This window comes from Streptomyces hilarionis (assembly GCF_024539675.1).
GTDB lineage: Bacteria > Actinomycetota > Actinomycetes > Streptomycetales > Streptomycetaceae > Streptomyces > Streptomyces hilarionis.
The window spans coordinates 13,904-35,001 of record NZ_JAHHIT010000058.1 but is presented as its reverse complement, the minus strand read 5'-3'; the positions used below and the strand labels follow the sequence as shown (position 1 = coordinate 35,001).

At 67.0% G+C, this 21,098-nt stretch carries 32 protein-coding genes; 3 read left to right on the top strand and 29 right to left on the bottom strand.

Features of this window, described 5'->3' with window-relative positions; translation table 11 throughout:
- Positions 1-26: 26 nt before the first annotated feature.
- From infA to rpsJ, 25 genes are all read right to left on the bottom strand, one after another.
- Positions 27-248 (bottom strand): translation initiation factor IF-1, encoded by a 222-nt coding sequence (gene infA, locus KMS84_RS15250; protein ID WP_003948620.1) that lies wholly within the window; start codon positions 246-248, stop codon positions 27-29.
- 202 nt (positions 249-450) lie between these two features.
- On the bottom strand, positions 451-1,287 hold the full coding sequence (gene map, locus KMS84_RS15245) for a type I methionyl aminopeptidase (protein WP_256916769.1): 837 nt from the start codon (positions 1,285-1,287) through the stop codon (positions 451-453).
- Positions 1,288-1,386: 99 nt separating this feature from the next.
- Complete coding sequence (locus KMS84_RS15240; RefSeq protein ID WP_256916746.1) at positions 1,387-2,049, bottom strand: adenylate kinase; 663 nt, start codon at positions 2,047-2,049, stop codon at positions 1,387-1,389.
- Complete coding sequence (gene secY, locus KMS84_RS15235) at positions 2,049-3,362, bottom strand: preprotein translocase subunit SecY (RefSeq protein ID WP_256916745.1); 1,314 nt, start codon at positions 3,360-3,362, stop codon at positions 2,049-2,051. Before secY ends, KMS84_RS15240 begins: the two co-directional genes overlap by 1 nt.
- Before the next feature lie 259 nt (positions 3,363-3,621).
- Entirely contained in the window at positions 3,622-4,077 is a 456-nt protein-coding gene (gene rplO / locus KMS84_RS15230) for a 50S ribosomal protein L15 (RefSeq protein WP_256916744.1), read from the bottom strand.
- A gap of 2 nt (positions 4,078-4,079) precedes the next feature.
- Entirely contained in the window at positions 4,080-4,262 is a 183-nt protein-coding gene (rpmD, locus tag KMS84_RS15225; RefSeq protein ID WP_060901490.1) for a 50S ribosomal protein L30, read from the bottom strand.
- Positions 4,262-4,870: a 30S ribosomal protein S5 gene (gene rpsE, locus KMS84_RS15220; protein WP_013001409.1), complete on the bottom strand. Its 609-nt coding sequence runs from the start codon at positions 4,868-4,870 to the stop codon at positions 4,262-4,264. The genes rpmD and rpsE overlap by 1 nt, the downstream gene beginning before the upstream one ends.
- A gap of 41 nt (positions 4,871-4,911) precedes the next feature.
- Positions 4,912-5,295, bottom strand: a complete 384-nt coding sequence (gene rplR / locus KMS84_RS15215; protein WP_057584673.1) for a 50S ribosomal protein L18 — start codon at positions 5,293-5,295, stop codon at positions 4,912-4,914.
- 3 nt (positions 5,296-5,298) lie between these two features.
- Entirely contained in the window at positions 5,299-5,838 is a 540-nt protein-coding gene (gene rplF / locus KMS84_RS15210; protein WP_256916743.1) for a 50S ribosomal protein L6, read from the bottom strand.
- A gap of 24 nt (positions 5,839-5,862) precedes the next feature.
- A complete protein-coding gene (gene rpsH / locus KMS84_RS15205) occupies positions 5,863-6,261 on the bottom strand; it encodes a 30S ribosomal protein S8 (RefSeq protein WP_013001411.1) in 399 nt (132 codons plus the stop codon).
- A 209-nt stretch (positions 6,262-6,470) separates the two neighbouring features.
- On the bottom strand, positions 6,471-6,656 hold the full coding sequence (locus KMS84_RS15200; RefSeq protein ID WP_030890724.1) for a type Z 30S ribosomal protein S14: 186 nt from the start codon (positions 6,654-6,656) through the stop codon (positions 6,471-6,473).
- 5 nt (positions 6,657-6,661) lie between these two features.
- Complete coding sequence (gene rplE / locus KMS84_RS15195) at positions 6,662-7,219, bottom strand: 50S ribosomal protein L5 (RefSeq protein WP_030788262.1); 558 nt, start codon at positions 7,217-7,219, stop codon at positions 6,662-6,664.
- Entirely contained in the window at positions 7,219-7,542 is a 324-nt protein-coding gene (gene rplX / locus KMS84_RS15190; protein WP_030039760.1) for a 50S ribosomal protein L24, read from the bottom strand. The genes rplE and rplX overlap by 1 nt, the downstream gene beginning before the upstream one ends.
- A gap of 2 nt (positions 7,543-7,544) precedes the next feature.
- Positions 7,545-7,913: a 50S ribosomal protein L14 gene (gene rplN, locus KMS84_RS15185; RefSeq protein WP_003998823.1), complete on the bottom strand. Its 369-nt coding sequence runs from the start codon at positions 7,911-7,913 to the stop codon at positions 7,545-7,547.
- Between the two features lie 100 nt (positions 7,914-8,013).
- A complete protein-coding gene (rpsQ, locus tag KMS84_RS15180) occupies positions 8,014-8,298 on the bottom strand; it encodes a 30S ribosomal protein S17 (RefSeq protein ID WP_152888004.1) in 285 nt (94 codons plus the stop codon).
- Positions 8,298-8,522, bottom strand: a complete 225-nt coding sequence (gene rpmC, locus KMS84_RS15175; protein ID WP_003998824.1) for a 50S ribosomal protein L29 — start codon at positions 8,520-8,522, stop codon at positions 8,298-8,300. Before rpmC ends, rpsQ begins: the two co-directional genes overlap by 1 nt.
- On the bottom strand, positions 8,522-8,941 hold the full coding sequence (gene rplP, locus KMS84_RS15170; protein WP_006140905.1) for a 50S ribosomal protein L16: 420 nt from the start codon (positions 8,939-8,941) through the stop codon (positions 8,522-8,524). Before rplP ends, rpmC begins: the two co-directional genes overlap by 1 nt.
- A 5-nt stretch (positions 8,942-8,946) precedes the next feature.
- Positions 8,947-9,780: a 30S ribosomal protein S3 gene (rpsC, locus tag KMS84_RS15165; RefSeq protein WP_069770398.1), complete on the bottom strand. Its 834-nt coding sequence runs from the start codon at positions 9,778-9,780 to the stop codon at positions 8,947-8,949.
- Positions 9,780-10,127, bottom strand: coding sequence for a 50S ribosomal protein L22 (gene rplV, locus KMS84_RS15160; RefSeq protein ID WP_003974262.1), 348 nt, complete (start codon positions 10,125-10,127; stop codon positions 9,780-9,782). The genes rpsC and rplV overlap by 1 nt, the downstream gene beginning before the upstream one ends.
- Positions 10,128-10,169: 42 nt before the next feature.
- Positions 10,170-10,451: a 30S ribosomal protein S19 gene (gene rpsS, locus KMS84_RS15155; RefSeq protein ID WP_069770399.1), complete on the bottom strand. Its 282-nt coding sequence runs from the start codon at positions 10,449-10,451 to the stop codon at positions 10,170-10,172.
- Between the two features lie 12 nt (positions 10,452-10,463).
- On the bottom strand, positions 10,464-11,300 hold the full coding sequence (gene rplB, locus KMS84_RS15150) for a 50S ribosomal protein L2 (protein WP_019980874.1): 837 nt from the start codon (positions 11,298-11,300) through the stop codon (positions 10,464-10,466).
- A 40-nt stretch (positions 11,301-11,340) separates the two neighbouring features.
- On the bottom strand, positions 11,341-11,760 hold the full coding sequence (rplW, locus tag KMS84_RS15145; protein WP_256916742.1) for a 50S ribosomal protein L23: 420 nt from the start codon (positions 11,758-11,760) through the stop codon (positions 11,341-11,343).
- Entirely contained in the window at positions 11,760-12,419 is a 660-nt protein-coding gene (gene rplD, locus KMS84_RS15140) for a 50S ribosomal protein L4 (RefSeq protein ID WP_256916741.1), read from the bottom strand. Before rplD ends, rplW begins: the two co-directional genes overlap by 1 nt.
- Before the next feature lie 7 nt (positions 12,420-12,426).
- Positions 12,427-13,071 (bottom strand): 50S ribosomal protein L3, encoded by a 645-nt coding sequence (gene rplC / locus KMS84_RS15135; protein WP_069770402.1) that lies wholly within the window; start codon positions 13,069-13,071, stop codon positions 12,427-12,429.
- 17 nt (positions 13,072-13,088) lie between these two features.
- Positions 13,089-13,397, bottom strand: a complete 309-nt coding sequence (rpsJ, locus tag KMS84_RS15130; protein ID WP_003948644.1) for a 30S ribosomal protein S10 — start codon at positions 13,395-13,397, stop codon at positions 13,089-13,091.
- Positions 13,398-13,930: 533 nt separating this feature from the next.
- On the opposite strand from rpsJ, the gene KMS84_RS15125 reads away from it, so the two are divergent.
- The 3 genes from KMS84_RS15125 to KMS84_RS15115 all read left to right on the top strand — a co-directional run bounded on the left by KMS84_RS15125 (position 13,931) and on the right by KMS84_RS15115 (position 16,334).
- Positions 13,931-14,239, top strand: a complete 309-nt coding sequence (locus KMS84_RS15125) for a hypothetical protein (RefSeq protein WP_256916740.1) — start codon at positions 13,931-13,933, stop codon at positions 14,237-14,239.
- A gap of 539 nt (positions 14,240-14,778) precedes the next feature.
- Positions 14,779-15,705 (top strand): helix-turn-helix domain-containing protein, encoded by a 927-nt coding sequence (locus tag KMS84_RS15120; protein ID WP_256916739.1) that lies wholly within the window; start codon positions 14,779-14,781, stop codon positions 15,703-15,705.
- Between the two features lie 161 nt (positions 15,706-15,866).
- Positions 15,867-16,334, top strand: a complete 468-nt coding sequence (locus KMS84_RS15115; protein WP_256916738.1) for a hypothetical protein — start codon at positions 15,867-15,869, stop codon at positions 16,332-16,334.
- Positions 16,335-16,484: 150 nt separating this feature from the next.
- Here KMS84_RS15115 and tuf read toward each other — a convergent pair whose 3' ends face one another.
- From tuf to rpsL, 4 genes are all read right to left on the bottom strand, one after another.
- Positions 16,485-17,678: an elongation factor Tu gene (gene tuf, locus KMS84_RS15110; protein ID WP_256916737.1), complete on the bottom strand. Its 1,194-nt coding sequence runs from the start codon at positions 17,676-17,678 to the stop codon at positions 16,485-16,487.
- Between the two features lie 164 nt (positions 17,679-17,842).
- The gene (fusA, locus tag KMS84_RS15105) at positions 17,843-19,969 is read right to left on the bottom strand and encodes an elongation factor G (RefSeq protein ID WP_256916736.1); all 2,127 of its coding nucleotides are present in this window, start codon (positions 19,967-19,969) and stop codon (positions 17,843-17,845) included.
- A gap of 39 nt (positions 19,970-20,008) precedes the next feature.
- Positions 20,009-20,479 carry a 30S ribosomal protein S7 gene (gene rpsG, locus KMS84_RS15100; protein WP_020132641.1) on the bottom strand — a complete coding sequence of 157 codons (471 nt, stop codon included), beginning with the start codon at positions 20,477-20,479 and terminating at the stop codon, positions 20,009-20,011.
- 3 nt (positions 20,480-20,482) lie between these two features.
- The gene (rpsL, locus tag KMS84_RS15095; RefSeq protein ID WP_003948652.1) at positions 20,483-20,854 is read right to left on the bottom strand and encodes a 30S ribosomal protein S12; all 372 of its coding nucleotides are present in this window, start codon (positions 20,852-20,854) and stop codon (positions 20,483-20,485) included.
- Positions 20,855-21,098 lie beyond the last annotated feature (244 nt).

Sequence of the window (21,098 nt, the reverse complement as noted above, 5' to 3'; positions counted from 1 at the left end):
CCCCCCCACGAAGGTACGGGCAAGATCTACTTGTAGCGGTAGACGATCCGGCCACGCGTCAGGTCGTACGGAGACAGCTCCACCACGACCCGGTCGTCAGGGAGGATACGGATGTAGTGCATACGCATCTTGCCGCTGATGTGCGCCAGGACCTGGTGGCCGTTCTGGAGCTCGACCTTGAACATGGCGTTCGGAAGAGACTCGACGACAGTGCCCTCGATCTCGATGGCACCTTGCTTCTTGGCCACGCTTCGCCCTTCGAATCGACTACCTTGATCGGCTCCCCCGCCTTTTCCCTTACGGGCGCATGCGGACATGCGGGTGCACGAGAGCCGACGAGTCAGTCTACGTCAGCCCTGACCGAAACACGAATCGAGAAGTCTGCCCCACAGCCGAGCTCCTTAACCGAGGGGCCCGGCCCGCCTCGCGGCCGAACCCCCGCAGGACGGCTCAGGCCAGCGGGTCCGGGGCCGCCTCGACACCGTGCTCGGCCAGCTTCGCCCTGCCGCCGTCGGGAGAGGTGAGCACCAGCGGCCCCTCCTCCGTCAGCGCCACGGAGTGCTCCCAGTGCGAGGACCAGGTCCCGTCGGTCGTGATGACCGTCCAGTCGTCCTCGAGGACCTCGGTGCGCGGGGTGCCGAGCGAGACCATCGGCTCGATGGCGAGGCAGAAGCCGGGCACCAGCTTGGGACCCTTGCCCCGCCGGCGGTCGACGTAGTTCAGCAGGTGCGGGTCCATGTGCATCTCGGTGCCGATGCCGTGGCCGCCGTAGTCCTCGATGATGCCGTAGCGGCCGCCGCCGGGCTTCGGCTGGCGGCGGATGTACGTCTCGATGGCCCGCGACACGTCCACCAGACGGTTGCCGAGCTTCATGGCCGCGATGCCGGCCCACATCGACTCCTCCGTCACCCGGGAGAGCTCGATCAGCTCCGGGGCGTGGCCGGAGCCGACGAAGGCGGTGTACGCCGCGTCGCCGTGCCAGCCGTCCACGATCGCGCCGCAGTCGATCGAGATGACGTCGCCGTCCTTGAGGACGACCTCGCCGGAGGGGATGCCGTGCACGACCACGTCGTTCACCGAGGTGCAGATCGTCGCGGGGAAGCCGCCGTAACCGAGGAAGTTCGACTTCGCGCCGTGCTCCGCGAGGACCTTGCGGGCGACGAGGTCCAGGTCCATCGTCGTCGCGCCCGGCACCGCCGCTTCCCGCGTGGCGTCGTGGATGGCGGCGACGACCAACCCCGCCGCACGCATCTTGGCGATCTGCTCGGGGCTCTTGATCTGCACCATGGGGGGCCTGCGCTCTCCGTCACTCAGGTCGGTCACTACGTACACAACAGTACGGCCGTGGGGTCCCGGGGGACTCCACGGCCGTATCCGGGCCGACGACTACTGGTCGTCGCCCTCGCGCTTCAGCGCCGCCAGCGCACGGCCGGTGACCTCGTCCACGGGACCCATGGCCTCGATCGTCACGACCAGGCCCTGCGCCTTGTAGTAGTCGATGATCGGCTCGGTCTGCGTGTGGTAGACCTCGAGCCGCGTGCGGACCGTCTCCTCGGAGTCGTCGTCACGCTGGTACAGCTCGCCGCCGCAGACGTCGCAGACGCCTTCCTCGGCGGCCTTCTTGTACGTCACGTGGAAGACGTGCGAGGAGTCGTTGCGGCAGATGCGCCGGCCGGCGATCCGCTTGACGACCTCCTCCTCCGGGGCCTCCAGGTCCAGTACCGCGTCCAGCTTGATGCCCTCGGTGGTGAGGAGCTCGTCGAGCGCCTCGGCCTGCGAGACGTTGCGCGGGAAGCCGTCCAGCAGGAAGCCGCGCTCGGCGTCCGGCTGCTCCATGCGGTCCTTGGCCATGGCGATGGTGACCTCGTCGGGGACGAGGTTGCCGGCGTCCATGTAGGACTTCGCGAGCTTCCCGAGTTCCGTCTGCTGGCTGATGTTGGCGCGGAACAGGTCGCCCGTGGAGATGTGCGGAACGCGGAGCTTCTCGGCCAGACGTGTGGCCTGCGTTCCCTTTCCGGCGCCCGGCGGCCCGACGAGGACGATACGCATCAGCGGAGGAACCCTTCGTAATTGCGCTGCTGGAGCTGGCTCTCGATCTGCTTCACCGTTTCGAGACCGACACCCACGATGATCAGGATGCTGGTGCCACCGAACGGGAAGTTCTGGCTTGCCCCGAAGCCAACCAACGCCATCGTCGGTACAAGAGCGATAAGACCCAGATACAGCGAACCCGGCCAGGTGATCCGGTTGAGCACGTACGAGAGGTACTCAGCGGTCGGTCGGCCAGCCCGGATGCCCGGGATGAAGCCACCATACTTCTTCATGTTGTCGGCGACTTCCTCGGGGTTGAAGGAGATCGCCACGTAGAAGAACGCGAAGAAAACGATCAGCAAGAAGTACAGGCTGATGTAGATCGGGTGGTCGCCCTTGGTCAGGTTGGTCTCGATCCAGGTCTTCCAGCCGGACTGCCCGCTGGAGAACTGGGCCACCAGGGCCGGGATGTAGAGCAGCGACGAGGCGAAGATGACCGGGATCACACCGGCCTGGTTCACCTTCAGCGGGATGTACGTCGAGGTGCCGCCGTAGGACCGGCGACCGATCATGCGCTTCGCGTACTGCACGGGGATCCGGCGCTGGGCCTGCTCGACGAAGACCACCAGGCCGACCATGACGAGGCCCACCAGGATGACGGTGCCGAACTCGATCCAGCCGTCCGCCAGCGTGCCCTGCTTCTTGATGGCCCACAGCGCGGAGGGGAACGTCGCGGCGATCGAGATGAACATCAGGATCGACATGCCGTTGCCGATGCCGCGGTCGGTGATGAGCTCACCGAGCCACATGACCATGGCCGTGCCGGCGGTCATGCAGATGACCATGGTGATGGTCGTGAAGATCGCCTGGTCCGGGACGATGCTGGACGCGACCGAGCAACCGGAGAACAGGGCGCCGCTGCGGGCCGTGGCCACCAGACCGGTGCCCTGGAGGATGGCGAGCGCCACGGTGAGGTACCGGGTGTACTGCGTGATCTTCGCGGTACCGGCCTGGCCCTCCTTCTTCAGGGCCTCCAGACGCGGGATGACCACCGTGAGCAGCTGAAGGATGATGCTCGCCGTGATGTACGGCATGATGCCCAGCGCGAAGATGGTGATCTGCAGCAGCGCACCGCCGCTGAACATGTTCACCAGACCGAAGAGGCCCTGGTTGCCGGACGCCTCGTCCACACACCGCTGAACGGACGTGTAGTCGACACCGGGGATCGGGATGTGCGTCCCGACCCGGTAGATCACGATGATCCCGAGCGTGAAGAGGAGCTTCTTGCGCAGGTCGGGCGTCCTGAACGCCCGGGCGAACGCGGTGAGCACGGTGCCTCCTGCGACCCCCGCGCATCTGCGTCAAGGGTGACGGTCTTGAGGGTCCAATAAGAACAACGACTTACGACAACGACATGAGTAACGGTCGACTGCCGCTCAAGGTGCCCCCTTGGGGGAACCTTGTGAAAAGTGGGCAGTGCTGGTCACCATACCCGCGACACACCTGCCCTAGGAACGACCAACCGGGGATACCCCATTTGTGGGGTATCCCCGGTCGGGATCGCTCAAGTCATCGAGACACCTGAGATGTTCAGATGAGCTCGGTGACGGTACCGCCGGCGGCGGTGATCTTCTCCTTGGCGGAGCCGGAGACGGCGTCGACCGTCACCTGCAGCGCCACGGAGATCTCGCCCTGGCCGAGGACCTTGACGAGGCTGTTCTTGCGAACGGCGCCCTTGGCGACGAGCCCCTCGACGGTGACCTCGCCACCCTCCGGGTACAGCGCGCCCAGCTTGTCGAGGTTCACGACCTGGAACTCGGTCTTGAACGGGTTCTTGAAGCCCTTCAGCTTCGGAAGACGCATGTGGAGGGGCATCTGGCCACCCTCGAAGCGCTCCGGAACCTGGTAACGGGCCTTCGTGCCCTTGGTACCACGACCGGCCGTCTTACCCTTCGACGCCTCACCACGACCCACACGGGTCTTGGCGGTCTTGGCGCCCGGGGCGGGACGGAGGTTGTGGATCTTGAGCGGGTTGTTCTCCGCCATGATCAGTCGACCTCCTCGACCGTCACGAGGTGGCGGACGGTGTGCACCATTCCGCGGAACTCGGGGCGGTCCTCCTTGACGACCACGTCGTTCAGGCGCTTGAGCCCGAGCGAACGCAGGGTGTCACGGTGGTTCTGCTTGCTGCCGATGTACGACTTCGTCTGGGTGATCCGGAGCTGTGCCATTACGCAGCACCAGCCCCGGCACGCGCACGAAGCAGAGCCGCGGGGGCGACGTCCTCGAGGGGCAGACCGCGGCGGGCCGCGATCTCCTCGGGACGCTGCAGGCCCTTCAGGGCCTCCACGGTCGCGTGCACGATGTTGATCGCGTTCGACGAGCCGAGCGACTTCGACAGGATGTCGTGAACGCCGGCGCACTCGAGCACCGCACGCACCGGGCCACCGGCGATGACGCCGGTACCGGGGGAAGCAGGCTTGAGCAGGACGACGCCCGCGGCCTTCTCGCCCGTGATCGGGTGCGGGATGGTGCCCTGGATACGCGGGACCTTGAAGAAGTGCTTCTTGGCCTCCTCAACGCCCTTGGCGATGGCGGCCGGCACCTCCTTGGCCTTGCCGTATCCGACACCCACGGTGCCGTCACCGTCGCCCACCACGACCAGCGCGGTGAAGCTGAAGCGACGACCACCCTTCACAACCTTGGCGACACGGTTGATCGCGACGACGCGCTCAACGTACGCGGTCTTCTCGGCGGCAGCAGCGCCGCCGTCACGGCCCTTCCGGTCCCGCCGCTCGCCGCCACCGGCACCGCCACCGCGGCGCTGGGGTCCAGCCATTGGAATTACCTCTCTCTGTTTCCGCTAGCTACGGAACCGACTCAGAACTTGAGTCCGGCTTCGCGGGCGGCGTCCGCCAGGGCGGCGATGCGCCCGGCGTACTGGTTACCACCACGGTCGAACACGACAGCCTCGACACCGGCGGCCTTGGCGCGCTCGGCGACCAGGGCGCCGACCTGCTTGGCCTGCGAGGACTTGTCGGCCTCACCACCGCGGATCGTGGTGTCCAGGGTCGACGCCGACGCCAGGGTGTGACCCTTGATGTCGTCGATGACCTGAGCCACGATGTGGCGGTTGGAGCGCGTCACGACCAGGCGCGGACGCTCCGCCGTACCCGAGATGTGCTTACGGATCCGGATGTGGCGACGCTTGATCGCGGCACGCTTGTAAGCGTCGCCCTTGAGGATCTTCTGTCCGTATGCCATGGCTTACTTACCCGCCTTTCCGACCTTGCGGCGGATGACTTCGCCCTCGTACTTGACGCCCTTGGCCTTGTACGGGTCGGGCTTGCGGAGCTTGCGGATGTTGGCCGCGACCTCGCCGACCTTCTGCTTGTCGATGCCCTCGACCTGGAAGCGGGTCGGGGTCTCCACCTTGAAGGTGATGCCCTCGGGCGCCTCGACGGTGATCGGGTGGCTGTAACCGAGCGCGAACTCGAGGTTCGAGCCCTTCGCGGTCACGCGGTAACCGACACCACTGATCTCGAGCTTCTTCACGTAACCCTGGGTCACGCCGGTGATCATGTTCGCCACCAGCGTGCGGGACAGGCCGTGCAGGGCCTTGCTCTGACGCTCGTCGTTGGGGCGGGTGACGTTCAGAACGCCGTCCTCACCCTTGGCGATCTCGATCGGCGAAACGACGGTGTGCGTCAGCGAGCCCTTGGGGCCCTTGACCGAAACCGTCTGGCCGTCGATGGTGACGTCCACGCCGGCGGGAACCGTGATGGGGAGCTTGCCAATACGCGACATAGCTGTTTCCTCCGTTCCCTTCCGTTACCAGACGTAGGCGAGAACTTCTCCGCCTACGCCCTTCTTGCCGGCCTGCTTGTCGGTGAGGAGACCGTGCGACGTGGAGATGATCGCCACGCCGAGGCCACCGAGCACCTTGGGCAGGGAGGTGGACTTCGCGTAAACCCGGAGACCGGGCTTGGAGATCCGCTTGATGCCCGCGATGGAGCGCTCACGGTTCGGGCCGAACTTCAGCTCGAGAACGAGGTTCTTGCCGACCTCGGCGTCCTCGACCTTCCAGCCCGTGATGAAGCCCTCCTGCTGGAGGATCTCCGCGATGTGAGACTTGATCTTCGATGCCGGCATCGTCACGGAGTCGTGATACGCCGAGTTCGCGTTCCGCAGACGCGTAAGCATGTCTGCGATCGGATCAGTCATGGTCATGAATTGGCCTGTGGCCTCTCTCGCCGGGGTTTCCTGGTGCGCCATCCCTCTCCCCGATCCGAGACGGGACGGGTGCGGCGCGGTGGACCTACGGCGTAGTAAGTCGTACGGGCGTCAGGCGCCCAACCCTCCCAGCCTACGGCATGGGAGGACGGGCACCTGACACGCCCATTGCTTACCGAGAGCCTCTGGAACCCTGAAAGGGGTGTTTACCAGGAGCTCTTGGTCACGCCCGGCAGCTCGCCGCGGTGAGCCATCTCACGAAGGCACACACGGCAGAGGCCGAACTTGCGGTACACGGAGTGCGGACGACCGCAGCGCTGGCAGCGGTTGTAAGCGCGCACAGCGAACTTGGGCTTGCGAGCAGCCTTCGCGATCAGAGCCTTCTTCGCCATCTCGCTCACGCCTCCTTGAAGGGGAAGCCGAGGTGACGAAGGAGCGCGCGGCCCTCAGCGTCGTTGGTCGCCGTGGTGACCACGGTGATGTCCATACCCCGGACACGGTCGATCTTGTCCTGGTCGATCTCGTGGAACATGACCTGCTCCGTGAGACCGAAGGTGTAGTTGCCACGGCCGTCGAACTGCTTGGGGGACAGACCACGGAAGTCGCGGATGCGCGGGAGCGCGAGCGACAGGGTGCGGTCCAGGAACTCCCACATGCGGTCGCCACGAAGCGTGACGTGGGCACCGATCGGCTGACCCTCGCGCAGCTTGAACTGCGCGATGGACTTGCGGGCCTTGGTGACGGCCGGCTTCTGACCGGTGATCGTGGTGAGGTCGCGGATGGCGCCCTCGATCAGCTTGGAGTCGCGGGCGGCGTCGCCCACACCCATGTTGACCACGATCTTGACGAGGCCGGGGATCTGCATGACGTTCTCGTAGGAGAACTCCTCACGCAGCTTGCCCGCGATCTCCTCGCGGTACTTCGTCTTGAGACGCGGAGTCGTGGTGGTAGCCATCAGATGTCCTCACCCGTCCGCTTGGCAACGCGGATCTTGTTGCCCTCGTCGTCGAAGCGGTAACCGACGCGCGTGACGACCTTGTTGCCGTCCTTCTCCACGACCAGCTGAACGTTGGACACGTGGATCGGGGCCTCGGTGGTCACGATGCCGCCGGCCTGCGAGCCCTTGGCGGTCGGACCGGCCTTCGTGTGCTTCTTGACCCGGTTGACACCCTCGACCAGGACGCGGTCCTCGCGGGGGAAGGCCGCGATGACCTTGCCCTGCTTGCCCTTGTCCTTACCGGTGATGACCTGGACCAGGTCGCCCTTCTTGATCTTCATGCTTACAGCACCTCCGGAGCCAGCGAGATGATCTTCATGAACTTCTTCTCGCGCAGCTCGCGCCCGACCGGGCCGAAGATGCGGGTGCCGCGAGGGTCGCCGTCGTTCTTCAGAATGACGGCGGCGTTCTCGTCGAAACGGATGTACGAGCCGTCCGGACGGCGGCGCTCCTTGACGGTGCGAACGATGACCGCCTTGACGACGTCACCCTTCTTCACGTTGCCACCGGGGATCGCGTCCTTGACGGTGGCGACGATGACGTCACCGATGCCCGCGTAGCGGCGACCGGAGCCACCGAGCACACGGATGCAAAGGATTTCCTTCGCACCAGTGTTGTCGGCGACACGCAGTCGCGACTCCTGCTGGATCACGTCTATCTCCTGTTTGTCTGCCGGTTCCCCGGGAGCCGCTCAGCGGAGCGGCTCCCGGAGCCTGGCGGAACTGTCCTGCGAGGAATGCCCCGCAGGAGAATTACTTGGCCTTCTCGAGGATCTCGACGACGCGCCAGCGCTTCGTCGCGGACAGCGGCCGGGTCTCCGCGAGGAGGACACGGTCGCCGACGCCCGCGGCGTTCTGCTCGTCGTGAGCCTTGAGCTTGTTCGTACGGCGGATGACCTTGCCGTACAGCGCGTGCTTCACACGGTCCTCGACGGCGACGACGACGGTCTTGTCCATCTTGTCGCTGACGACCAGACCCTCGCGGGTCTTCCGGAAGCCACGGGCCTCGGTGTTCTCAGTCACGTTGCTCTCGCTCATCAGGCGCTCTCCACCGTCTCGATGCCCAGCTCGCGCTCACGCATCAGGGTGTAGATCCGCGCGATGTCCTTACGGACGGCCTTGAGCCGACCGTGGTTCTCGAGCTGACCCGTCGCCGCCTGGAAGCGGAGGTTGAACAGCTCTTCCTTGGCTTCGCGGAGCTTCGCCAGAAGCTCCTCGTCACCCAGTTCGCGCAGCTCGGACGCCTTGGTACCGGCCGACATCACGCTTCACCTGCCTCGCGCTTGACGATCCGGCACTTCATCGGCAGCTTGTGAGCGGCGCGAGTCAGGGCCTCACGGGCGATCTTCTCGTTGGGGTAGGACAGCTCGAACATGACCCGGCCCGGGTGCACGTTCGCGATCCACCACTCGGGAGAACCCTTACCGGAACCCATGCGGGTCTCGGCAGGCTTCTTCGTGAGCGGGCGGTCCGGGTAGATGTTGATCCAGACCTTGCCGCCACGCTTGATGTGGCGGGTCATGGCGATACGGGCCGCCTCGATCTGGCGGTTGGTCACGTACGCCGGCGTGAGGGCCTGAATGCCGTACTCGCCGAACGAGACCGTCGTACCGCCCTTGGCCTGACCACGGCGCTTCGGGTGGTGCTGCTTGCGGTGCTTGACCCTACGGGGGATCAGCATGTCGGTCAGGCCTCCGTTCCGGTGCTCTCAGCCGGAGCGGCAGCCGCCGGAGCCTCGGCCTTGGGGGCCTCGGCGGCGGGAGCCTGCTGCGGCTTACGACCGCGACCGCCACGCTCGCCACCGCGGCCACCACGGCCGGCCGGGCGGTCGGCGCCGCCACGAGCCGGGCGGTTGCCGGCGCGGGCGGCGGCGTTCTCGGCGCGGACCTCGGCGATGTTCTTGACGTCGCCCTTGTAGATCCAGACCTTCACGCCGATGCGGCCGAAGGTCGTCTTGGCCTCGAAGAAGCCGTAGTCCACGTTCGCGCGGAGCGTGTGCAGGGGCACACGGCCCTCGCGGTAGAACTCCGAGCGGGACATCTCGGCGCCGCCGAGGCGGCCACCGCACTGGATCTTGATGCCCTTGGCGCCCGCCTTCATCGCCGACTGCATGCTCTTACGCATGGCGCGACGGAAGGAGACGCGGGAGGAGAGCTGCTCGGCGACGGCCTGGGCCACCAGCTGAGCGTCGACCTCGGGGTTCTTGACCTCGAGGATGTTCAGCTGGACCTGCTTCTTGGTCAGCTTCTCCAGGTCGCCGCGGATACGGTCGGCCTCGGCGCCGCGGCGGCCGATGACGATGCCCGGACGCGCGGTGTGGATGTCGACGCGGACACGGTCACGGGTGCGCTCGATCTCCACCTTCGAGATGCCGGCGCGCTCCATGCCGGACGTCATCATCCGACGGATGGCGACGTCTTCTCCGACGTATTCCTTGTACGACTTGTCGGCGTACCAGCGGGACTTGAAGTCCGTGGTGATGCCGAGCCGGAACCCATGCGGGTTAACCTTCTGGCCCATTACCGGGTCCCTTCCTTGCTGCTGACGACCACGGTGATGTGGCTGGTCCGCTTGCGGATCCGGTAGGCGCGGCCCTGGGCGCGCGGACGGAACCGCTTCAGGGTCGGGCCCTCGTCGACGTAGGCCTCGGAGATGAAGAGGCTGTCTGCGTCAGTGTGGTCGTAGTTGTGCGCGGCGTTGGCGATGGCGCTGTCAAGCACCTTGCCGACCGGCACGCTCGCGGCCTGCGGGGCGAAACGCAGGACCGCCTGAGCCTCCGTGGCGTCCATGCCACGGATAAGGTCCACCACCCGGCGGGCCTTCATGGGCGTGACGCGGATGTACCGCGCCTGGGCCCTGGCTTCCATGGTTGTCCTTCCAGTGTCTGTCATGGTCATTCCACCCCGCTGTTAGCGGCGCTTCGACTTCCGGTCGTCCTTGACGTGACCCCGGAAGGTGCGCGTCGGCGAGAACTCGCCGAGCTTGTGGCCGACCATCGACTCGGTGACAAACACCGGAATGTGGGTCTTGCCGTTGTGCACCGCGATCGTGTGGCCCAGCATGCTGGGAATGATCATCGAGCGACGGGACCAGGTCTTGATGACGTTCTTGGAACCGGCTTCGTTCTGGGCGTCCACCTTCTTCACGAGGTGGTCGTCGACGAAGGGCCCCTTCTTGAGACTGCGCGGCATCTAAACCCGCTCCTAGCGCTTCTTGTTCGTCTTGCGGCGGCGGACGATGTACTTGTTCGAAGCCTTCTTCGGCGAACGAGTACGACCCTCCTTCTGACCCCAGGGGCTGACCGGGTGGCGACCACCGGAGGTCTTGCCCTCACCACCACCGTGGGGGTGGTCAACCGGGTTCATCGCCACACCGCGAACGGTCGGGCGGACGCCCAGCCAGCGCTTGCGGCCGGCCTTGCCCCAGTTGATGTTGCTCTGCTCGGCGTTGCCGACCTCGCCGACCGTGGCGCGGCAGCGCTGGTCGACCAGGCGGATCTCACCGGACGGCATACGAAGGTGGGCCATCGAGCCCTCCTTCGCGAGCAGCTGCACGGAGGCGCCGGCGGAGCGGGCGAACTTGGCGCCGCCACCGGGACGGAGCTCGATCGCGTGGATCGTGGTACCGACCGGGATGTTGCGGATCGCCAGGTTGTTGCCCGGCTTGATGTCGGCCCCGGGACCGTTCTCGACGCGGTCACCCTGCTGCAGGTTGCGCGGGGCGAGGATGTAGCGCTTCTCGCCGTCGGCGTAGTGCAGCAGCGCGATGCGCGCGGTGCGGTTGGGGTCGTACTCGATGTGCGCGACCTTCGCCGGCACGCCGTCCTTGTCGTGACGACGGAAGTCGATCACTCGGTAGGCGCGCTTGTGTCCGCCACCCTGGTGGCGAACGGTCACACGACCGGCGTTGTTACGGCCGCCCTTGCTGTGCAGCGGGCGGACCAGCGACTTCTCCGGCGTGGACCGCGTGACCTCGACGAAGTCGGCGACGCTGGAGCCACGACGGCCCGGCGTAGTCGGCTTGTACTTGCGGATTCCCATTATTCAGTCCTCGTCCGATATCGGACGATCCGGACCGCCCTCAGGCGGTCGGACCGCCGAAGATGTCGATACGGTCGCCCTCAGCAAGGGTCACGATCGCTCGCTTCGTGGCGGCACGCTGACCGAAACCGGTCTTCGTGCGCTTGCGCTTGCCGATGCGGTTGATCGTGTTGACCCCGGTGACCTTGACCGAGAAGACCGCCTGGACGGCCTGCTTGATCTGGGTCTTGTTGGCGTTCGGGTCGACGATGAACGTGTACTTGTTCTCGTCGAGGAGCGCGTAGCTCTTCTCCGACACGACCGGCTTCAGCAGGACGTCACGGGGGTCCGTGTACGACTTGCTGGGCGCGGTGACGACGGTGTTCTTGCCCTCGGCCTCGTGGCGCTTCGCCTTGGCGACGCGCGCGGCCTTGGCGGCCTTGGCCGCCTTGGAGGCGATGCTCGGGTGACGCGTAGCCATCAGGCGTCACTCCCTTCGGTGTCGTTGGCCTTGTTCGGGCCGGACACGAAGGACTCAAGAGCGGCCTGGGTGAAGACCACGTCGTCCGAGACGATCACGTCGTACGTGTTCAGCTGGCCCGGCTCCAGGATGTGCACCTGGGGCAGGTTGCGGGCGGACAGCCACGCGGCCTCGTCGGCGCGGTCGACGACCAGGAGCAGGTTCTTGCGCTCCGAGATCTTGCCGAACAGCGTGCGAGCGGCCTTGGTGGAGGGGGTCTCGCCCTCGATCACGCCGGAGACGACGTGAATGCGGTTGTGGCGGGCCCGGTCGGTGAGGGCGTGACGCAGGGCGGCAGCCTTCATCTTCTTCGGGGTCCGCTGCGAGTAGTCGCGCGGCACGGGACCGTGCACGACGCCACCACCGGCGAACTGCGGGGCGCGGGTCGAGCCCTGACGGGCGCGGCCGGTGCCCTTCTGGCGGTAAGGCTTCTTACCGCCACCGCGAACCTCGCCGCGGGTCTTGGTCTTGTGCGTGCCCTGACGGGCAGCCGCGTTCTGCGCGACGACGACCTGGTGGATCAGCGGGATGCTGATCTTCTCCACGCCGAAGATCTCCGCGGGGAGCTCGACGCTTCCGGTCTTCTCGCCTGCAGGCGAAAGGATGTCAACAGTGCTCATCGGTACCTCAGGCCCCCTTGGCCGCGGTGCGGACCAGGACGAGGCCGCCGTTCGGACCGGGGACAGCGCCCTTGATGAGCAGCAGACCCTTCTCCGCGTCAACGGCGTGGACGGTCAGGTTCTGGGTGGTGACACGCTCGTTGCCCATGCGACCCGCCATGCGGAGGCCCTTGAACACGCGGCCCGGGGTGGCGCAGCCACCGATGGAGCCGGGCGAGCGGTGCTTGCGCTGGGTGCCGTGACCGGCGCCGAGGCCCTTGAAGTTGTGACGCTTCATGACACCGGCGAAGCCCTTGCCCTTGCTCTTGCCGGTCACGTCGACCTTCACGCCGGCCTCGAAGACCTCGGCGGTGATTTCCTGACCGAGCGTGTACTCGGCGGCATCGGCCGTCCGGATCTCGACGAGGTGGCGACGGGGCGTGACGTCGGCCTTGGCGAAGTGGCCCTTGAGGGGCTTGTTCACCTTGCGCGGGTCGATCTCGCCGAAGGCGATCTGGACCGACTCGTAGCCGTCACTGTCGTTCGTACGGACCTGGGTCACGACGTTGGGGCCGGCCTTGACGACGGTGACCGGAACAACGCGGTTGTTCTCGTCCCACACCTGCGTCATGCCGAGCTTCTCGCCCAGGATGCCCTTGATCTGCTTAGCCATTCTCAGATCACCAGCCCTCAGAGCTTGATCTCGATGTCGACACCGGCCGGGAGGTCGAGTCGCATCAGAGAGTCAACGGTCTTGGGGGTCGGGTCGAGGATGTCGATCAGGCGCTTGTGCGTGCGCATCTCGAAGTGCTCGCGCGAGTCCTTGTACTTGTGCGGCGACTTGATGACGCAGTACACGTTCTTCTCAGTGGGCAGCGGCACCGGGCCCGCGACCGACGCACCAGTACGCGTCACCGTCTCGACGATCTTCTTCGCCGAGCTGTCGATGACCTCGTGGTCGTAGGCCTTGAGCCGGATGCGGATCTTCTGTCCCGCCATGGCTACTCAGTAGTCCTGTCTCTTCTAACGCTCTGGAACCAGATGGTCCGTTGTCTTCGCCGCTCCGACCCACGCGGTCGGGTGTGTCGCGCTGTCACCGACACAGATGCCCCTTGTTCGAGCATCCCTGCTGGGAAAGCACGGCCCTTCCGGAACCGCAAGCCGAGGACGAAAGGTCCACCGGGTGCCTGGTCGGCGCCGCACTGACACTTCCCGAAAGATTCCCGTACGTCCGCCCCAGCGCTGCCGTGAGGCAGTTAGGGCGACGAGTACTGTGGGACTCGCTTCCGGTCCTCCCGGCGGGAGGCGCGCAGCATCAACACTCGACCGAGCAACTCCGACAGTTTGCCATATGGGGCGGGGGCCTGGCCAATCGAGCCGGAGAGAATACCCCGGACGTGACGCAGGTCAAACGCTGAGCCCGGCGAGCCGCGCCGGGGCCTCCACCCGCGCACTTCACCCGGACGGGACGGGCCCGTACCTGAGTACGAACACCGATGCCCGTGCGGCCATGCCCTGGTGAAGTACCTCACATGACGACCCACGACACCGCGCCTCATCTCCGGGCCGACCACCCGACCTGGTGGCGGATCCCCCTGGTCGCGTCCTCGTTCGGCCTGCCGGTCCTCGCACTGGAGTGTGCCGCGACAGGGGCGCAGGGCGGCCTGGGCCGGTACGGCGGGGCGCTCTTCTGGGCCCTGGCGCTGTACGCCGTCGCCTGGGCCCTCCCCCGCCGCCGCTCGTTCAGGACGCTCCGCATCCTGGCGGCCGCGGCGGCCCTGACGATCACCGTCCTGCCACTGGCGCTCCTGCTGGTCCTGGCCGCGCTGCTCTCCGACTGAGGCGCCCGTCGCCCCGCCGGCCGCCCCGCGACGGGCCCGGCAGGGCCGCCCCACGGGAGTTCCCGCCGCTAGGGACGGGCGGGACGGCGAGACAGAGGGCACGGCAGGCGGCGGGGGCCTCGGCGGCGCCGGCCGTCGCGTGCGGTGGACGCCCGCCGCCGCACCCGCACCCGCACCCGACAGCGCCAACCTCCGCTCCCGCAGCGGGTGTTGCAGCGCTCCGCGCCCTGCCGGAACGCCGCCCGAACGCGTCCTCGCGGCGCCCGCACCGGGACCCGGGTCTCCGTGCTCCGGTGGCGCGGGCGGTCTTCTCCAAGGAACGGCCGAGAGGAAAGAACCCCCACCGAGCCCCACCCCTCCCGCCCGCGGCGGGCACTCACTCCCGCGAGTGAATATGCCAACTGGACTGGATTCGGGACGGGTTGTCTGCCCTACGCTCAGCGCAGCGTCACAGCCACCCAGCCGCAGACATGAGACGGCCCCCGCAGGGACTGGCATCCCTTGCGAGGGCCTGACCACCGAGGAAGTAAGGCTTCCCGATGGACACGGAAAACCCTAGCGCGCCCGAGTGCCCCGAGTCCCGCATCCCGGGCAGAAACCACCCTCACGCGGGTGGTCTCACCCACGACAACGCCCGCCACTCCGAGCGCTTCACGGTGATCGGCAACCACCTCGCCCAGCATCGGGAGCTGTCGCTCCTGGCGATCGGCCTGGCCGTGCACCTGCAGTCGCTGCCCCAGGGCGTCCGCGTCGACATCAAGTCCCTCACCGCGCGGTTCCCCGAGGGCGCCACCCGGATCGCGGCCGCCCTGCGCGAGCTGGAGTCCCACGGGTACCTGCGCCGCACCCGCGAGCGCGGCCCCGACGGCCGGATCGTCACCCGCACGGTCTCCTGCAACCAGCCCGGCCACCGCGAACGCCGTCCGGCAGCGGCCCACGTCCCCGCCAGGCGTGCGGCGGTCCCCCGCAAGGCGCTCCCCGCCGTACCCCGCCCCGCCTACCCGGCTCCCGTCCTCCTCCAGGCCGCGACGGACCTCCTCGCCCGCCTGCGCCGTCACGACCCCCGCCTGCTGCTGTCCGCCAAGGACGTGGAACACCTCGCGCCCGCGGTCGCCGCCTGGCTGGAGCGGGACGTCGGACCCGCGGCCGTGGTGCGGGCCCTCACCGCGGACCTGCCGGCGGACCCGCTGCGCAGACCGGCCGCCCTACTCGCCCACCGCCTCACCGACCAGCTGCCGCCCCCGCCGCCCTTCCGCAAGCCCCCGGAGGCTCCACCGCCCGTACGGGGCCCGCTCCCCGCCTGCGCCGGCTGCGACCGCCCCTTCCGCTCACCGACCCGAGGGCTCTGCCGCGACTGCCGAAGCGACGAAGCGACGAGCCGCCCAGCGAGAGCCGTCCACGGCGAGGACGTCACCCTCGCCGGCCGGTCGGTCTCCACCGAGGATCTCCCCCGCCACGACGCGTGAGCGGCGGGGGCGCCCTCACGTCGGGCGGTACGTCCCGCGGGCGGAGTGCCTTCCCGCCCGGCCCACGGGGGTCACCCCCCCTCGCCGGCCCCCGGCGGTGTTCCACCACACTTCACCTGACGACCACGTCAGCAGAGAACTTCGACGATGCGAGTGTGCTCATGAGCGACAACGTCCTCTCGGTGATTCCGACCGACCCGCGCTGGCAGCCGGACGAGGCCGCGGCCGACCGCGCGGCCACGCTGCTGACCCGTCTCGCTCCCGAGGACGACGCCGGCCTGGACACGGAGATCGACGTCGAGTGGTACGACGCCGTCATGCCCGTCGACTGCGGCGAGTACCTGGAGCGGATCGGCTGCCCGCGGTGCGGGGCGGCCGTCTCCTCCGTCTGGTACGGCGACCTCCTGGAGGCGCACGGCGACGACGGGTTCGTCTCCCTCGACGTGGAGGTCCCCTGCTGCGGGGCGGCCACCTCGCTGGACGCTCTGGAGTACGCCCGGCCCTGCGGCTTCGCGAGCTTCGAGATCGCCCTGTGGAATCCGGACCGCGAGGCGCTCGACGACGGTGAGCTGGACGACCTCGGCAAGGCGCTCGGGCACCCCGTGCGGCAGATCCTCGCGCGCATCTGACCCCGCCGGACCCGGCCGGCCGCCACGGCCCGGACACGGCGGTCCGGACGAGGCAGTCCGGACACGACAAGAGGGCCCGTACGACCGGAGTCGTACGGGCCCTCTCAGGTGCTCAGCTCAGGCTGGAGCTACCAGGTCGAACAACAAGACTTACTTGTTGATCTTGGTGACCTGGCCGGCGCCGACCGTCCGGCCACCCTCACGGATGGCGAACTTCAGGCCCTCTTCCATGGCGACGGGCTGGATGAGCTCCACCTTCATCTCGGTGTTGTCACCCGGCATGACCATCTCGGTGCCCTCGGGGAGGGTCACGACGCCGGTCACGTCCGTCGTACGGAAGTAGAACTGCGGACGGTAGTTGTTGAAGAAGGGGGTGTGACGGCCACCCTCGTCCTTCGACAGGATGTAGGCCTGGGCCTCGAACTCGGTGTGCGGGGTGACCGAGCCCGGCTTGATGATGACCTGGCCGCGCTCGACGTCCTCGCGCTTGATGCCGCGGAGCAGCAGACCGACGTTCTCACCGGCCTGGCCCTCGTCGAGCAGCTTGCGGAACATCTCGATGCCGGTGACCGTGGTGGTGGTCTTCTCGGTCTTGATGCCGATGATGTCGACGGTCTCGTTGACCTTCAGGACACCACGCTCGATACGGCCGGTGACGACCGTACCGCGACCGGTGATCGTGAAGACGTCCTCGATCGGCATGAGGAACGGCTTGTCGACGTCGCGCTCCGGCTCCGGAATCGACTCGTCGACGGCCTGCATGAGCTCCAGGACCGTGTTCGCCCACTCCGGGTCGCCCTCGAGCGCCTTGAGCGCCGAGACCTTGACGACCGGCAGGTCGTCGCCCGGGAACTCGTACTCGGAGAGGAGCTCGCGCACCTCGAGCTCGACGAGCTCCAGGATCTCCTCGTCGTCCACCATGTCGGCCTTGTTCAGGGCGACGACGATGTACGGAACGCCGACCTGGCGGGCCAGGAGCACGTGCTCCTTGGTCTGCGGCATCGGGCCGTCGGTGGCGGCGACCACGAGGATGGCGCCGTCCATCTGGGCAGCACCGGTGATCATGTTCTTGATGTAGTCCGCGTGACCCGGGCAGTCGACGTGCGCGTAGTGACGCGTCTCCGTCTGGTACTCGACGTGCGCGATGGAGATGGTGATACCGCGCTGGCGCTCTTCGGGAGCCTTGTCGATCTGGTCGAAGGCCGAGGCCTCGTTCAGGTCCGGGTACTTGTCGTGCAGCACCTTGGTAATGGCGGCCGTGAGGGTCGTCTTACCGTGGTCGATGTGACCGATGGTGCCGATGTTGACGTGCGGCTTAGTCCGCTCGAACTTCGCCTTCGCCACGGGGGTCCTCCTGGGAGTGGTTCTGGAACGCCTTGCTTCATCGGCGCCAGGTGATCTTTGCTGTCAAATCCCGGGCCCGGGGCAAACACCCACGATCCTTGACGAATGCGGGTGGTTGCCCCAGAGGCTCCGGAGTCAAGCCTAAAGCGTGTGAACGCGGTGCGTTACTCGCCCTTGGCCTTCGCGATGATCTCCTCGGCGACGTTCCGGGGAACCTCGGCGTAGGAGTCGAACTGCATCGAGTAGCTCGCGCGACCCGACGTCTTGCTGCGGAGGTCGCCGACGTAGCCGAACATCTCCGACAGGGGCACCAGGCCCTTGACGACGCGGGCACCGGCCCGCTCCTCCATGGCCTGGATCTGACCACGGCGGGAGTTGATGTCGCCGATGACCTCGCCCATGTAGTCCTCGGGCGTGGTGACCTCGACGGCCATCATCGGCTCGAGCAGCACGGGGCTGGCCTTGCGGGCGGCCTCCTTGAAGGCCTGCGAACCGGCGATCTTGAACGCGAGCTCGGAGGAGTCCACCTCGTGGTAGCCACCGTCGAGCAGGATGACGCGCACGCCGGTCATCTCGTAACCGGCGAGGATGCCGAACTGCATGGCCTCCTGCGCACCGGCGTCGACCGAAGGGATGTACTCCTTCGGGATGCGACCACCGGTCACCTTGTTCACGAACTCGTACGAGGCGTCGCCGCCCTCGATCGGCTCGATCGCGATCTGCACCTTGGCGAACTGGCCGGTGCCGCCGGTCTGCTTCTTGTGCGTGTAGTCGACCCGGTCGACCGCCTTGCGGATGGTCTCGCGGTAGGCGACCTGCGGCTTGCCGACGTTGGCCTCGACCTTGAACTCACGGCGCATGCGGTCGACCAGCACCTCGAGGTGCAGTTCGCCCATGCCGCCGATGATGGTCTGGCCGGTCTCCTCGTCCGAGTGGACCTGGAACGACGGGTCCTCCTCGGCCAGGCGCTGGATCGCGATGCCCAGCTTCTCCTGGTCGCCCTTCGACTTGGGCTCGATGGCGACCTGGATGACCGGAGCCGGGAAGTCCATGGACTCCAGGATCACGGGCTGCTTGTCGTCGCACAGCGTCTCGCCGGTCGTGGTCTGCTTCAGACCCATGACGGCGACGATGTCGCCGGCGCCGACCGACGCGATCTCCTCACGCTTGTTCGCGTGCATGCGGTAGATCTTGCCGATGCGCTCCTTCTTGCCCTTGACGGAGTTCAGCACCGCGGTGCCGGACTCCAGGCGGCCCGAGTAGACCCGGACGAAGGTGAGCTTGCCGAGGTGCGGGTCGCTCATGATCTTGAACGCGAGCGCCGACAGCGGCTCCTCGTCGGACGGCTTGCGCTTGACGACCTCCTCCGGGTCGTTGACGGCGTGGCCCTCGATGGCCTCGACGTCGAGCGGGGAGGGGAGGTAGCGCACGACCGCGTCGAGCAGGGGCTGGACGCCCTTGTTCTTGAACGCGGTACCGCAGAACACCGGGGTGACGGTGGTGTCGCTCGACTTGCCGGACGCGATGGTGATGCGACGGATCGCGGCGTACAGCTGCTCCACGGACGGCTCCTGGCCCTCCAGGTACAGCTCCATGATCTCGTCGTCGTTCTCGGCGACGGTCTCGACGAGCTTGCCGCGGTACTCCTCGGCAGCCTCGGTGTGGGTGGCCGGGATGTCGACGACGTCGTACATCTCGCCCTTCTCCGCCTCGGCGGACCACACGAAGGCCTTCATCGTGACCAGGTCGACGACGCCCTTGAAGTCGGCCTCGGCACCGATCGGGAGCTGCATGACGATCGGCTGCGCGCCGAGGCGGCTGCTGATCATGTCGACGCAACGGTGGAACTCGGCACCGGTCCGGTCGAGCTTGTTGACGAAGCAGATACGCGGCACGCCGTAGCGGTCCGCCTGACGCCACACGGTCTCGGACTGGGGCTCGACACCCGCGACGCCGTCGAACACCGTCACGGCACCGTCGAGCACGCGCAGCGAACGCTCCACCTCGACGGTGAAGTCGACGTGACCCGGGGTGTCGATGATGTTGATGGTGTGGTCGACATCGGCGAGCGGCCAGTGACAGGTGGTGGCAGCGGAGGTGATCGTGATGCCACGCTCCTGCTCCTGCTCCATCCAGTCCATCGTGGCGGCGCCGTCGTGGACCTCACCGATCTTGTAGGAGACGCCGGTGTAGAACAGGATCCGCTCGGTGGTGGTCGTCTTGCCCGCGTCGATGTGGGCCATGATCCCGATGTTGCGGACCTTGGCCAGGTCAAGTGAAGTGGTAGCCATAAGGCTTTCGTCTTCTCTCGGTCTCGATGTGGGTAGCGACTACCAGCGGTAGTGCGCGAAGGCCTTGTTGGACTCGGCCATCTTGTGGGTGTCCTCGCGCTTCTTCACAGCGGCGCCGAGGCCGTTGGACGCGTCGAGAAGCTCGTTGAGGAGGCGCTCGGTCATGGTCTTCTCGCGACGGGCGCGGGAGTAACCGACGAGCCAGCGCAGCGCCAGGGTGCTCGCGCGACCCGGCTTGACCTCGATCGGGACCTGGTAGGTCGCGCCACCGACACGGCGGGACTTGACCTCGATGGTCGGCTTGATGTTCTCGAGAGCGCGCTTCAGCGTGATGACCGGGTCGTTGCCGGTCTTCTCGCGCAGGCCCTCCATGGCGCCGTAGACGATGCGCTCGGCGGTGGAGCGCTTGCCGTTCAGCAGCACCTTGTTGATGAGCGACGTGACAAGAGGAGAACCGTAGACCGGGTCGATGATGACCGGGCGCTTCGGGGCAGGGCCCTTACGAGGCATTGTTTACTTCTCCTTCTTGGCGCCGTAGCGGCTGCGGGCCTGCTTGCGGTTCTTGACACCCTGGGTGTCGAGCGAACCACGGATGATCTTGTAGCGAACACCGGGCAGGTCCTTCACACGGCCACCACGCACGAGCACGATGGAGTGCTCCTGCAGGTTGTGTCCCTCACCCGGAATGTAAGCGGTGACCTCGATCCCGCTGGTCAGACGCACACGCGCGACCTTACGCAGGGCCGAGTTCGGCTTCTTCGGGGTGGTCGTGAACACACGCGTGCAGACGCCGCGACGCTGGGGCGAACCCTCGAGTGCGGGCGTCTTGTTCTTCTCGACCTTGTCCTGCCGGCCCTTACGGACCAGCTGCTGGATCGTAGGCACTACTTCTCCGGTTTCTGTGTGCCGAATGGTGAAGCTAACCTGGAACTTCGCCGACCCACGCGGTCGGGTGTGTCGGACCCGCGGACTTCCGCCGCTAGGCAGAGGGAGGCGCGGATCGCGGTGGCCACTGCTTGAGACCCGCGTGCGGCTGAAGACACGCACGAGGGCCAGGGCACACCCCAGGCACAAGGTCTGAGCGTACCTAGCGCACTGACTTCGGTCAAAACAGAAAGCCCCGCCGTCG